The following is a 12,618-nucleotide window of genomic DNA, read 5'->3' as shown; positions in this document are numbered from 1 at the left end:
CTTTCAAGCGATACAGCCACTTCTGTCTTGAGTGTGACTGGTTAATAGCAAATCTGTCTCTAGAGTCCAAGCCTGATTTTCATGCTTTCACTGAAGGACCTCATGACATCCAGCTTCGAACCCACAGACTCACTTGAAGGAAAAGTTGCGGTGATCATCGGCGGCACAGGCGCGATTGGATTGGCATCTGCGCAGCGGTTGGCCAACCTCGGCGCACGCTGTGTGCTGATTTACAACTCAGAATCCCCAGAAACAGCAGCCGCCAAAGCGGCCGCCTTGCCAGGCTCAGGCCACCTCACCTTTAAAGCTCAAGTGACAGACAGCGCATCACTTCAAGCGGTGGCCGACCAAGTGGCTGCAAAGTGCGGCGTAGTGCACATCCTCATCAACAGCGCGGGCTATACCCAAGCCGTTCCTGCCAGCGATTTAGACGCGCTGACGGACGACTTGATTGACGACATTTTGAAGGTCAACTTTCGCGGCGTGATCGCCACCATTCGCGCCTTTATGCCTTTGCTCAAAAAATCTGAAGACGGCTTGATCGTCAACATCTCCTCCATCGCTGCCTTCACGGGCACAGGCAGCAACTTGGCCTACGTCGCCGCCAAAGCCAGCATTGATGTAGTGGGCGACGCACTGGCCAAAGCTTTTGCGCCCCACGTGCGCGTCATCTCGGTCTCACCCGGCGTGGTGGACTCTAGCTTTGTGCCGGGTCGCGGCGCAGACTTCAACGAGAAAGTAGCCAACACCATCCCGCTCCGCCGCATTGGCACAGTAGACGACGTGGCGGCCGTGGTGCAAGCCTGCGCCACCACCATGCGCTACGTCACCGGCACACGCATCGTGGTGGACGGCGGTCGTCACCTTTAATTAAAAAATTAATATGAGTCAAAAAACTTTCCTCACCTGCGCGGTCACGGGCAACATCACCACGCCAGACCAAACCCCTCACCTGCCCATCACGCCCACGCAAATTGCTGACGAATGTTTGGCTGCAGCCGAAGCAGGTGCCGCGGCGGTGCACATCCATGTGCGCGACCCCAAGACAGGCAAACCCTCGATGGCGCTTGAGCTCTACCGCGAGGTGTTTGACCAAGTGCGTCGCGCCAACCCCGAGCTGATCATCAACCTCACCACAGGCCCAGGTGGTCGCTTCATTCCCAGCGTGGACGACCCGCGTGTGGCAGCCCCCGGCTCGACCTTGGTGCAGCCCGAACTGCGCGTGGAACATGTGCGCATTCTCAAACCCGATGTGTGTTCGCTAGATCTCAACACCATGAATTCTGGCGCTGATGTGGTCATCAACACACCTCGTAATGTGCGCATCATGGCCAAGGTCATGCGCGAAGCGGGTGTGAAGCCAGAGCTTGAAATTTTTGACTCTGGTGACATGCATTTGGCGCGCGACCTGATTGCCGATGGCACGCTGGACGGCCCTGGCATGTGGACTTTTGTGACGGGCGTGAAGTATGGGTTTTCGTCTTCCCCCGAAACCTTGTTGTATGCACGCAGCCTCTTGCCAGCGGGCGCCATTTGGTCAGCCTTTGGCATTGGCAGATTTGAGTTTCCCATCGTGGCACAGGCCTGGCTTGCGGGCGGCCACGTGCGCGTGGGTATGGAAGACAACATCTATTTAGAAAAAGGCGTGCTGGCCAAAAGCAATGCCGAGTTAGTGACGAAAGCCAAACGCCTGATCCACGACCTAGGCGGCGAGCTGGCCAATCCACGCGAAGCACGCGCCATGCTCAACTTACCAAGTCGCGCTTAAGGCACAAAGGAAAAACAACGCATGTCGATTCAAAAAGATGATTTGCGCGCTGTGCGTGTGAACGCCAAAGCTGCCTCGGCCGATGAACTTTCACCGACCCTAGAAAAACAAACACCACCTTTATTGCAATCTGGCCAAGCCTTGGTGCGCGTGCGCAGCGCCGGCGTGAACCCCAGCGATGTGAAAGCCGCTTTGGGCATCATGCCGCAAGCCGTGTTTCCGCGCACCCCTGGCCGCGACTTTGCGGGCGTTGTGGTTGAAGGCCCCAGCGCGTGGGTGGGCAAAGAAGTGTGGGGCTCGGGCGGCGATGTGGGCATCACACGCGATGGTTCGCATGCGGGTTGGCTGGTTTTGCCCGAAGCCGCCTTGCGCGAAAAACCAAAAAACTTGAGCTTTGAAGAAGCAGGCTCGGTGGGTGTGCCCTTCATCACCGCCTATGAAGGTTTTCGTCGCAGTGGCATGCCTCAGCGCGGTCAAACCGTGGCGGTGATGGGCGCCAACGGCAAAGTGGGCCAAGCGGCGGTGCAGCTCGCGGCGCAAGCGGGCGCGAACGTCATTGCCGTGCAACGTGGCGCTGGCGAATGGAGTGGCCCATCGAAAGGTGTGCACACCATCGACGCCAAAACCGAAGACGTAGCCGCACGCATCCGCGATCTGAGTGACGGCAAAGGTGCACACCTTGTGTTCAACACCGTGGGCAGCCCTTACTTTGAAGCCGCCAACAAAGCTATGGCCAAAGGTGCGACGCAGATTTTCATTTCCACCCTTGAGCGCCCTGTGCCGTTTGACATCTTCACCTTCTACCGTGGCATGCACACCTATGTGGGCATCGACACCTTGGCGCTCAACTGCATTGAAACCAACGAACGTATGGATGCCATGCGTGCGGGTTTTGAAGCGGACACCTTGCACCCCTTTGAGGTCAGCGCAGACGCCGTGTTCTCACTCGACCACGTGTTGGCCGTGTACAAAGAAGTGTTGAGTGGCGCCAGCCGCCGCATCGTTTTCAACCCCTGAACGACCGAGTAAAAAATGAACATCACCCGACTCACCCAAGCGCCCGAATACGTGGCACCCAACCACTTCGACATGCAATGCTTGCGCCTCCAAGGCCGTGAAGCTGGCCCTGCGGTCCAGCTTTGGATGGGTCTGTCTATCTACGCGCCAGGTGGACACACCTCGCTGGATAGCTCGCCCATTGAAAAACATTATTTCGTGGTGCAAGGCGAAGTCACTGTGGTCAGTGAGGTCGATGGTTTGGAAACGCGTGAGATCTTGAAAACTTTTGACTCTTGCCGCATCGCCCCCGGTGAAAAACGCCAACTCATCAATCACACCCAACAAGAAGCGCGGACGTTGTTGGCCATGCCCTTTGATCCACCCTCTGCTTGATTTTGATAATCTGCTCAGCAGATCAAGGCAGCGGGCATTCGCATCGAATAAGCCATTCATAAGGGCCGCAAGCAACAAAGTCGTTAAGCCACTATGCCCTTGTCTTTGAGCGCTTGAATCTGCGCTGTGGTTAAACCAATTTCACTCAACACCGCATCTGTGTCTTGCCCAATGGTGGGCGCGTTGCGGCGGTGGCTGCCCGGTGTTCGCGACAACTTCGGGATGATGCCGGGCACCGCCAGGGATGTGCCGTCATCCATCTGCACCTGTTGAATCATGCCGCGTGCTTGGTAATGCGGGTCGGCTGCAATGTCAGCCACGGTGTAGATGCGACCGGCGGGCACGGCCGCTTTGTCTAACGCGTCCATCACTTGTTCAACACTAAGTTGCGCCGTCCAGGCACCAATGGCCGCGTCAATCTCGGCCACGCGTTTCACGCGGCCTGCGTTGTCGGTGAGTGCGGGGTCAGCGCCCAAATCGTCACGCCCCATGGTGTGCATCAGGCGTTTAAAAATGCTGTCGCCATTACCTGCAATTAGCACATAGCCTTCATCACCACAACGGTAGGCGTTGCTCGGCGCAATGCCGGGCAACGCACTGCCGGCGGCTTCGCGCACTGCGCCAAACGCGCTGTACTCGGGCAACAAACTTTCCATGCAGTTAAACACGGCTTCGTACAAAGCCACATCAATCACTTGGCCTTGGCCGCTTCGCTCGCGCTCGTGCAGCGCCGTCAAAATGCCAATCACGCCGTGCAGCGACGCCAGCGTGTCGCCAATGCTCACGCCCACACGCACCGGCACGCGGCCGGGCTCGGCGGTGAGATGGCGCAAGCCGCTCATGGCCTCGGCCACCACGCCAAAGCCGGGTTTGTCGCGGTACGGCCCTGTTTGCCCATAGCCGCTGATGCGCAGCATGATGAGGCGAGGGTTGATGGCCAGCAGCGTGTCAGGCCCCAAGCCCCAGCCTTCCATCGCGCCGGGGCGGAAGTTTTCAATCAGCACATCGGCATTTTTGACGAGTTGGCGCACGATGTCTTGGGCTTCTTTTTCTTTCAAGTCCAGCGCCACCGAACGTTTGTTGCGCGACTGCACTTGCCACCACACCGAGGTGCCGTCTTTCAGCAAGCGCCATTTGCGCAGGGGGTCGCCGGTTTTGGGGGTTTCAATCTTCACCACATCCGCGCCAAAGTCGGCCAGTGTTTTGGCGGCAAAGGGGCCCGCAATGAGTTGGCCGAGTTCGACCACGCGTAGGCCGTGAAGTGGGGTTTGAGTTGGTCGGGTCATGGGCTGTCATTGTGCCAAGTCATGCCTGTCGCCATCGGGCGAGGCGGCACAACTCCGCATAAAATCGTTGGCTGCATAAAGGAACACACATGGGACGCACGCTTTACGACAAGATTTGGGACGAACATGTTGTCCACACCGAAGAGGACGGCACATCCATCCTCTACATCGACCGCCATTTGGTGCACGAAGTCACCAGCCCACAAGCGTTTGAGGGCATCCGCCAAGCAGGCCGCAAGATCTGGCGCGTTAGCTCCATCGTGGCCACCGCTGACCACAACACCCCCACCACGGGCTGGGAACTTGGATACGACGGCATCACCGACCCCATCAGCAAAGAACAAATCACCACGCTCGACAGCAATATGGCCGAGTTTGGCTCTGCCGCATTCTTTCCGTTCATGTCCAAGCGCCAAGGCATCATCCACGTCATTGGCCCTGAGAACGGCGCCACTCTGCCAGGCATGACGGTGGTATGCGGCGACAGCCACACCTCCACCCACGGCGCGTTTGCGGCACTGGCCCACGGCATCGGCACCTCAGAGGTCGAGCACGTGATGGCCACACAAACCTTGTTGGCCAAAAAAGCCAAAAACATGCTCATCAAAGTCGAAGGCACGCTGGCCAAGGGCATCACAGGCAAAGACGTGGTGCTGGCCATCATCGGCAAGATCGGCACTGCGGGAGGCACGGGCTACACCATTGAATTCGCAGGCTCAGCCATTCGCGCGCTCAGCATGGAAGGCCGCATGACGGTCTGCAACATGGCCATCGAAGGCGGCGCACGCGCTGGTCTTGTGGCGGTGGATGACAAAACCATTGAGTACGTGAAAGGCCGCCCCCTCTCGCCAACAGGCGTCGAATGGGACCACGCCGTGGCGTATTGGAAAACCTTGCACTCTGACGCAGACGCCAAGTTTGATGCGGTGGTGGAGCTCAAGGCCGAAGACATCTTGCCGCAAGTGACCTGGGGCACCTCGCCTGAAATGGTGCTGGACATCAACGGCATCGTGCCCGACCCAGACAAAGAAAAAGACGCCAACAAGCGCAGCGCCATTGAGCGTGCGTTGACCTACATGGACTTGCAACCCGGCAAGGCGTTGAACGACTTGTTTGTAGACAAAGTGTTCATTGGCTCATGCACCAATAGCCGCATCGAAGACATGCGCGAAGCCGCTGCCGTTGTCAAAAAACTGGGGCAAAAAGTGGCCAAGAACATCAAGCTTGCTTTGGTGGTGCCCGGCTCTGGCTTGGTCAAAGCCCAAGCCGAAGCAGAAGGCCTGCACGAGATTTTCAAAGCCGCTGGCTTTGAGTGGCGCGAGCCAGGCTGCTCGATGTGTTTGGCCATGAACGCCGACCGACTTGAGCCCGGCGAACGCTGCGCATCCACCAGCAACCGAAACTTCGAAGGCCGTCAAGGCAACGGTGGCCGCACCCATTTGGTCAGCCCCGCCATGGCCGCTGCGGCCGCTATTCACGGCCACTTTGTGGACGTGCGTAAGTTCGCCTAAGGGAAGGAAAAAGACATGCAGAAATTCACCCTCCACAAAGGCATCGTGGCCCCCATGGACCGCGAGAACGTCGACACCGACGCCATCATTCCCAAACAGTTTTTAAAGTCCATCCGCAAGACCGGCTTTGGCCCCAACTTGTTTGACGAGTGGCGCTACTTGGACCACGGCGAACCCGGCCAAGACCCCGCCAGCCGCAAACCTAACCCAGACTTTGTACTAAACCAGCCCCGATACAACGGCGCTTCTGTGTTGTTAGCCCGCAAGAACTTTGGCTGCGGCTCGTCACGCGAACACGCGCCTTGGGCGATTGACCAATACGGTTTCCGCGCCGTGATTGCACCCAGCTTTGCCGACATTTTCTTTAACAACTGTTTCAAAAACGGCTTGTTGCCCATCGTGCTGCCCGAATCCGCGATTGACCTGTTGTTCAACGAAACCCACGCCTTCCCAGGCTATGAGTTGACGATTGACTTGGAGAACCAAGTCATCGTGCGCCCGCAAGGCGAAACCATTCCGTTTGAGGTGCAAGCCTTTCGCAAGTTCTGCTTGATCAACGGCTTTGACGACATTGGCCTGACCCTGCGTCAGTCCGACAAAATCAAGGCCTTTGAAGCCGAGCGCTTGGCCACCAAGCCTTGGTTGGCTCACACGATGTAACGCACGTTCAAGATCAAAAGAAAGCACACATGAAAATCGCAATCCTCCCCGGTGATGGCATCGGCACAGAAATCATCGCAGAAGCCGTCAAGGTGTTGAATGTCTTGGATTTGACGTTTGAAATGGAAACCGCTTTGGTCGGCGGCGCCGCGTTTGACGCGCACGGCCATCCGCTGCCAGAAGCGACGCTCAAGCTAGCCATGGCCTCTGACGCTGTGTTGTTTGGCTCTGTAGGCGATTGGAAATACGACACCCTCGACCGTCCCCTGCGCCCCGAGCAAGCCATTTTGGGTTTGCGCAAAAACATGGGCCTGTTTGCCAACTTCCGCCCTGCCATTTGCTACGAGCAATTGGTGGGCGCATCAAGCTTGAAGCCTGAGCTGATTTCTGGCTTGGACATTTTGATCATCCGTGAACTGACTGGCGACATTTACTTTGGTCAACCGCGCGGCCGCCGTGTGGCCACTGACGGCCACTTTCCAGGGGCGGAAGAAGCGTTTGACACCATGCGCTACAGCAAGCCTGAGATCGAGCGCATTGCCCACGTTGCTTTCCAAGCCGCCCGCAAGCGCAAAGCCGCAGGCAAAGAAGGCCGAGTGACCAGCGTGGACAAATCCAACGTGCTGGAAACCTTCCAGTTCTGGAAAGACGTCGTCACAGAAGTGGGCAAAGAGTACCCAGACATCGCTTTGGACCACATGTACGTCGACAACGCCGCCATGCAACTGGTGAAGGAACCCAAGCGCTTTGACGTGGTGGTGACGGGCAACATGTTTGGCGACATCTTGAGTGACGAAGCATCCATGCTCACGGGTTCGATCGGCATGTTGCCTTCAGCTTCTTTGAACTCGAAGAACCAAGGCCTGTACGAACCTAGCCACGGCAGCGCCCCCGATATCGCTGGCAAAGGCGTGGCCAACCCCTTGGCCACCATCCTGAGCGCGGCCATGATGCTGCGCTTTAGCTTAAACCAAGCAGCAGCAGCCGACCGTATCGAAACCGCCGTCAAAACCGTGCTGGCCCAAGGCCTGCGCACCCCAGACATCTACAGCGAAGGCACCACGAAAGTGGGCACGGCGCAAATGGGGGACGCGGTGGTGAAAGCTTTGGGCTGATCAAAAAAATCAGTTGCTTTTTAGCATCCGTTACACAGGCATACAAAGAGATGCCGCAGCGGCTCACTTGGCAAAGTATCAGGAGATAAACCATGGATACCAAGACCGCGCACAACCCAGGCTTGTATGTCTTTGAAAAATTCGAAGCAGGGGTTATTCATCTCGATGCGGATCGCAACGTGCTTGCAATGAACGACTATGCACGTCGCGTCTTACCTGTAGATGAAAAACAGCCTTTTGGCAAATTGGTGACCTCGTTCCACCCCGAACGCTCCAAGCCGAAAGTCAAGTTTCTGTTGGATGAGGCGTCGGGTTGCCCCATGGCCAATGCGGTACCGATGACGATGATCATCAACATTCCGGAGCAAGTGCTGCTGATCAAGGTCAGCCGTCTGGGCAACGCCACCGGAGAGACCACCGGTTTTGCGCTGGTGTTTTACGACGTTACCCAAGTCGTCGGCCAAGCCCCAAAACTCTCAGATGCGCCAGCTAAGAACATGCGCTTGTCGCGCATCCCCATGGTGGCGAACCAAAAGGTTTCGTTTGTCGACACCCAAGACGTGCTTTGCTTGGAGTCTCAAGCGCACTACACCCGCGTGCTCACGCGCGAGGGCTATCACTTTTGCAATTTGAGCATCAGCGATTTGGCCTTGAGACTCGATCCCGACCAATTTATGCGAGTGCACCGATGCTTCATCGTCAACCTGCAGTCGGTGCAAACCTTGACCCGTGAGGGCAGCAAAACTCAGATTGTCCTAAAAGGCAAGAACACACAACCTGTGCCTGTATCGCGTGGCGAAGTTGCCCGCTTGCGACAAGCGCTTGGGTTGACCTGAACTTTTTTGTGGTTCAAGCTCAATACCAAGGGTATGTCATAGTGCATTTTTTAATCGGGAATTCCCTAATTGCGGAACGATGATTTTCGAAGATTTGCGATTCGTGCCATGAAAATAGCGTTTCGTGCAGTAAATTGACCCATTAAGCGCCTATCTGCCAATATCCCGCGGAAAAAGTGGGGCAATGATTTGCGTCAATACTTAAGGTTGTTCTAGACAAACAGAGGAGACCTTAATGATTCCACCGCGTTTCGACTACCACTCACCCACAACTGTGGCTGAGGCTGTTACCCTGCTCGGTCAATTGGGCTCCGATGCCAAATTGCTAGCAGGCGGCCACAGTTTGCTACCGATGATGAAACTGCGCTTTGCTCAGCCAGAGCACTTAATTGACATCAATCGCATTCCTGAACTTAAGGGCATCCGTGAAGACGGTAATACCGTTGTGATCGGTGCGATGACAGTCGAAAATGAACTAATTACCTCGTCCATTCTGCAAGCCAAAGTGCCTTTGCTTTGCGAAGCGGCCAAGCTGATCGCTGACCCCCAAGTGCGCAACAGGGGCACCATTGGTGGCGACATCGCCCACGGCGACCCTGGCAACGACCATCCAGCTCTTTCTATTGCCATCGACGCGTCATTTGTGCTCGAGGGCCCTAATGGCCGCCGCACTGTTGCGGCTAACGGCTTCTTTTTGGGAACCTACATGACGCTCCTCGAAGAGAACGAGGTGATGTGCGAAATCCGTGTACCTGCTTTTGCTCATGGCACCGGCTACGCCTATGAAAAACTCAAACGCAAAACCGGTGACTGGGCAACAGCCGGTTGCGCGGTGGTAATTCGCAAGAAGGGTGACCAAGTCAGCCATGTGCGCATTGCCCTTACCAACGTAGCCCCCACGGCGCTTCACGCCGCAGCCGCAGAAGCCGCTTTGTTGAACAAACCATTCAACGCCGCAAACGTACAAGCTGCAGCTGCAGCGGCCATTGCAATCTGCGACCCAGCAGAAGACTTGCGTGGCGATATCGAATACAAGACCGCCATGGCCGGAGAAATGGTCAAACGCGCCCTCAACAAAGCTTGGGCGCTTTGCGCCTAATTGAAGGAAAACACCATGACTAAAAAACTTATCACTATTTCCGTCAACGGCAAGAAAGAAGAAAAAGCGGTTGAGCCGCGCACGTTGCTGATCCATTTTTTGCGTGAAGAGCTCAACCTCACAGGTGCTCACATTGGTTGTGAAACCAGCCACTGCGGTGTTTGTACAGTTGACATCGATGGCCAATCAGTCAAATCTTGTACCCATCTGGCAATCCAGTGCGACGGCTCTGAAGTGCTCACTGTCGAAGGTCTCGCCAACAAGGGTGTGCTGCACGCGGTGCAAGAAGGCTTTTACAAAGAGCATGGCTTGCAATGCGGCTTTTGTACCCCTGGCATGCTGATGCGTGCCTACCGATTCTTGCAAGAAAACCCCAACCCGAGCGAAGACGAAATTCGCCACGGCATGAGCGGCAACCTTTGCCGCTGCACGGGTTACCAAAACATCATCAAAGCCGTCCAGTACGCCGCCAAAAAACTGCAAGAGCCCGTTGCGGCTTGATGTAAAAACCTATTTGATCGGAGACACACATGAACGCACCGGTACTTTCCGCTGAAGCCCGTGAACTTGCGCTGGCTGGCATGGGCGCTTCGCGCCTTCGCAAAGAGGATGCCCGCTTTATCCAAGGCAAGGGCAACTATGTCGATGACATCAAAATGCCAGGCATGCTGCATATGGACATCGTGCGCAGCCCCATAGCCCACGGCCGTATTGTCAAAATCAACAAAGAAGCTGCACTCGCCATCCCTGGCGTGCACGCAGTACTCACCGCCGATGACTTAAAGCCCCTCAAGCTTCACTGGATGCCCACGCTCGCCGGTGACGTGGCCGCCGTACTTGCCGATCAGAAGGTTCACTTTCAAATGCAAGAAGTGGCTATCGTCATTGCCGACGACCGCTACATCGCCGCTGACGCCGTAGAAGCCGTTGAAGTTATTTACGAAGAACTGCCCGTAGTTATGGACCCCTACGCCGCCCTGCTACCCGGCGCTCCCGTGATTCGTGACGACCTTGCAGGCAAGACTGAAGGCGCACACGGCAAACGCGACCACCACAACCACATCTTCACTTGGGATGCCGGCGACAAGTCAGCTGCGGATGCTGCTTTTGCCAAGGCGGAAGTAACCGTATCGCAGCACATGTATTACCCCCGCGTGCACCCCTGCCCGCTCGAGACCTGCGGCTGCGTGGCCTCTTTCGACCCGGTCAAGGGCGATCTGACCACCTTCATCACCTCGCAGGCTCCGCACATTGTGCGCACCGTGGTGTCCATGCTCTCGGGCATCCCCGAATCCAAAGTGCGTATCGTGAGCCCCGACATCGGTGGTGGCTTCGGCAACAAAGTTCCGATCTACCCTGGCTATGTGTGCGCCATAGTCGCGTCTATCGTGTTGGGTCGCCCGGTCAAGTGGGTTGAAGACCGCATCGAAAACATCTCGAGCACTGGCTTCGCCCGCGACTACCACATGGACGGCGAACTTGCCGCCACAGCCGACGGCAAGATCACGGGCCTGCGTGTGAACGTGGTGGCCGACCACGGCGCGTTTGACGCCTGCGCCGACCCGACCAAGTTCCCCGCTGGCATGTTCCACATCGTCTCGGGCAGCTACGATATTCCGGCTGCGCACGCCAGCGTTAAGGGCGTCTACACCAACAAGGCCCCCGGTGGCGTGGCTTATCGCTGCTCATTCCGCGTGACCGAAGCTGTGTACCTGATTGAGCGCATGGTCGACGTGCTGGCGCAAAAGCTAGGCATGGACAAGGCCGAGATCCGCGCCAAGAACTTCATCAAAAAAGATCAGTTCCCTTACAAAAGCGCCTTCGGTTTCGATTTCGACTCGGGCGACTATCAGACTGCTTTGGACAAGGTGCTGAAAGCCGTGGACTACAAAGGTCTGCGCGCCGAACAAACGCTCAAACGCGCCGACCCCAACAGCCCCACGCTGATGGGCATTGGCTTAGTCACGTTCACCGAAGTAGTCGGTGCCGGTCCTTCTAAGATCTGCGACATCTTGGGTGTGGGCATGTTTGATTCCTGTGAAATCCGCATCCACCCCACCGGCAGCGCGATTGCCCGCATGGGCACGATCACGCAAGGTCAGGGCCACCAGACCACTTACGCGCAGATCATCGCCACCGAGCTGGGTATTCCGTCGGAAGTGATTCAGGTGGAAGAGGGCGACACATCGACTGCGCCTTATGGCTTGGGCACTTATGGTTCGCGTTCCACCCCTGTGGCCGGTGCTGCTATCGCTTTGGCCGCCCGCAAGATCCACGCAAAAGCGCGCAAGATCGCGGCCCACATGCTTGAAGTCAACGAAAACGACCTCGATTGGGAAGTCGACCGTTTCAAGGTCAAGGGCGACGACAGCAAGTTCAAGACTATGGCCGATGTGGCATGGCAGGCTTACCACCAGCCACCAGATGGCATGGAGCCAGGCTTGGAGGCCGTGCATTACTACGACCCACCTAACTTCACGTTCCCCTTCGGCATTTACCTGTGCGTGGTGGACATCGACCGCGCCACGGGCGAGACCAAGGTTCGCCGCTTCTATGCGCTGGACGATTGCGGCACCCGCATCAACCCGATGATCATCGAAGGCCAAATCCACGGTGGTTTGACCGAAGGTTTCGCCGTGGCCATGGGTCAGCAAATGCCGTTCGATGCGCAGGGCAACCTGCTGGGCAACACGCTGATGGACTACTTCTTGCCCACCTTCGTGGAAACACCGCACTGGGAAACCGACCACACCGTGACACCTTCGCCACACCACCCGCTGGGTGCCAAAGGCGTGGCCGAGTCGCCTCACGTGGGCTCGATCCCCACCTTCACGTCCGCCGTGGTCGATGCCTTCTCTCACTTAGGTGTCACTCATCTGGATATGCCGCACAACGCTTTCCGCACCTGGAAAGCGCTGCGCAAGCACGGCGCCGCTTTGTAATCAGAAAAG

General features: G+C 56.9%; 12 protein-coding genes. 11 read left to right on the top strand and 1 reads right to left on the bottom strand.

The features are described from left to right. The first annotated feature begins 102 nt into the window (after positions 1 to 102). Genes ABWP81_RS02435 through ABWP81_RS02420 form a run of 4 tightly spaced genes read left to right on the top strand, consistent with a single transcriptional unit; the run spans position 103 to position 3,160 of the window. A complete protein-coding gene (locus ABWP81_RS02435; RefSeq protein WP_353138990.1) occupies positions 103 to 870 on the top strand; it encodes an SDR family NAD(P)-dependent oxidoreductase in 768 nt (255 codons plus the stop codon). Positions 871 to 883: 13 nt separating this feature from the next. Beyond that, positions 884 to 1,768 carry a beta-keto acid cleavage family enzyme gene (locus ABWP81_RS02430; RefSeq protein WP_353131674.1) on the top strand — a complete coding sequence of 295 codons (885 nt, stop codon included), beginning with the start codon at positions 884 to 886 and terminating at the stop codon, positions 1,766 to 1,768. 21 nt (positions 1,769 to 1,789) lie between these two features. After that, positions 1,790 to 2,785 carry a quinone oxidoreductase family protein gene (locus ABWP81_RS02425; RefSeq protein ID WP_353138987.1) on the top strand — a complete coding sequence of 332 codons (996 nt, stop codon included), beginning with the start codon at positions 1,790 to 1,792 and terminating at the stop codon, positions 2,783 to 2,785. Between the two features lie 15 nt (positions 2,786 to 2,800). Then, positions 2,801 to 3,160: a cupin domain-containing protein gene (locus ABWP81_RS02420; protein ID WP_353138984.1), complete on the top strand. Its 360-nt coding sequence runs from the start codon at positions 2,801 to 2,803 to the stop codon at positions 3,158 to 3,160. 83 nt (positions 3,161 to 3,243) lie between these two features. Here the strand turns inward: ABWP81_RS02420 and ABWP81_RS02415 are convergent, their stop codons facing one another. Beyond that, positions 3,244 to 4,446 (bottom strand): CaiB/BaiF CoA transferase family protein, encoded by a 1,203-nt coding sequence (locus ABWP81_RS02415; protein WP_353138981.1) that lies wholly within the window; start codon positions 4,444 to 4,446, stop codon positions 3,244 to 3,246. A gap of 89 nt (positions 4,447 to 4,535) precedes the next feature. Between ABWP81_RS02415 and leuC the strand changes: the two genes are divergently transcribed. The 7 genes from leuC (at position 4,536) to ABWP81_RS02380 (ending at position 12,609) form a co-directional block, all read left to right on the top strand. Beyond that, positions 4,536 to 5,957, top strand: a complete 1,422-nt coding sequence (gene leuC, locus ABWP81_RS02410) for a 3-isopropylmalate dehydratase large subunit (RefSeq protein WP_353138978.1) — start codon at positions 4,536 to 4,538, stop codon at positions 5,955 to 5,957. 15 nt (positions 5,958 to 5,972) lie between these two features. Next, positions 5,973 to 6,617, top strand: a complete 645-nt coding sequence (leuD, locus tag ABWP81_RS02405) for a 3-isopropylmalate dehydratase small subunit (RefSeq protein WP_353131679.1) — start codon at positions 5,973 to 5,975, stop codon at positions 6,615 to 6,617. Between the two features lie 29 nt (positions 6,618 to 6,646). Further along, positions 6,647 to 7,732 carry a 3-isopropylmalate dehydrogenase gene (gene leuB, locus ABWP81_RS02400; protein WP_353138975.1) on the top strand — a complete coding sequence of 362 codons (1,086 nt, stop codon included), beginning with the start codon at positions 6,647 to 6,649 and terminating at the stop codon, positions 7,730 to 7,732. 92 nt (positions 7,733 to 7,824) lie between these two features. Next, positions 7,825 to 8,568, top strand: coding sequence for a LytTR family transcriptional regulator (locus ABWP81_RS02395; protein WP_353138972.1), 744 nt, complete (start codon positions 7,825 to 7,827; stop codon positions 8,566 to 8,568). Positions 8,569 to 8,803: 235 nt separating this feature from the next. Beyond that, a complete protein-coding gene (locus tag ABWP81_RS02390) occupies positions 8,804 to 9,667 on the top strand; it encodes an FAD binding domain-containing protein (protein WP_353138969.1) in 864 nt (287 codons plus the stop codon). A gap of 15 nt (positions 9,668 to 9,682) precedes the next feature. Further along, a complete protein-coding gene (locus tag ABWP81_RS02385; RefSeq protein ID WP_353138966.1) occupies positions 9,683 to 10,168 on the top strand; it encodes a (2Fe-2S)-binding protein in 486 nt (161 codons plus the stop codon). A 29-nt stretch (positions 10,169 to 10,197) separates the two neighbouring features. Then, the gene (locus ABWP81_RS02380; protein ID WP_353138963.1) at positions 10,198 to 12,609 is read left to right on the top strand and encodes an aerobic carbon-monoxide dehydrogenase large subunit; all 2,412 of its coding nucleotides are present in this window, start codon (positions 10,198 to 10,200) and stop codon (positions 12,607 to 12,609) included. Positions 12,610 to 12,618 lie beyond the last annotated feature (9 nt).

It is taken from the genome of Limnohabitans sp. (assembly GCF_040401135.1).
In the GTDB taxonomy this organism is placed as follows: domain Bacteria; phylum Pseudomonadota; class Gammaproteobacteria; order Burkholderiales; family Burkholderiaceae_C; genus Limnohabitans.
Note: the sequence above shows the minus strand (reverse complement) of the source record. Positions and strands in the feature narration are given on the sequence as shown.

Bases quoted from the DNA above. Each gene is read 5' to 3' on its own strand.
- ABWP81_RS02435 (WP_353138990.1), top strand. From the start codon at position 103: ATGACATCCAGCTTCGAACCCACAGACTCACTTGAAGGAAAAGTTGCG.
- ABWP81_RS02430 (WP_353131674.1), top strand. From the start codon at position 884: ATGAGTCAAAAAACTTTCCTCACCTGCGCGGTCACGGGCAACATCACC.
- ABWP81_RS02425 (WP_353138987.1), top strand. From the start codon at position 1,790: ATGTCGATTCAAAAAGATGATTTGCGCGCTGTGCGTGTGAACGCCAAA.
- ABWP81_RS02420 (WP_353138984.1), top strand. From the start codon at position 2,801: ATGAACATCACCCGACTCACCCAAGCGCCCGAATACGTGGCACCCAAC.
- ABWP81_RS02415 (WP_353138981.1), bottom strand. From the start codon at position 4,446: ATGACCCGACCAACTCAAACCCCACTTCACGGCCTACGCGTGGTCGAA.
- leuC (WP_353138978.1), top strand. From the start codon at position 4,536: ATGGGACGCACGCTTTACGACAAGATTTGGGACGAACATGTTGTCCAC.
- leuD (WP_353131679.1), top strand. From the start codon at position 5,973: ATGCAGAAATTCACCCTCCACAAAGGCATCGTGGCCCCCATGGACCGC.
- leuB (WP_353138975.1), top strand. From the start codon at position 6,647: ATGAAAATCGCAATCCTCCCCGGTGATGGCATCGGCACAGAAATCATC.
- ABWP81_RS02395 (WP_353138972.1), top strand. From the start codon at position 7,825: ATGGATACCAAGACCGCGCACAACCCAGGCTTGTATGTCTTTGAAAAA.
- ABWP81_RS02390 (WP_353138969.1), top strand. From the start codon at position 8,804: ATGATTCCACCGCGTTTCGACTACCACTCACCCACAACTGTGGCTGAG.
- ABWP81_RS02385 (WP_353138966.1), top strand. From the start codon at position 9,683: ATGACTAAAAAACTTATCACTATTTCCGTCAACGGCAAGAAAGAAGAA.
- ABWP81_RS02380 (WP_353138963.1), top strand. From the start codon at position 10,198: ATGAACGCACCGGTACTTTCCGCTGAAGCCCGTGAACTTGCGCTGGCT.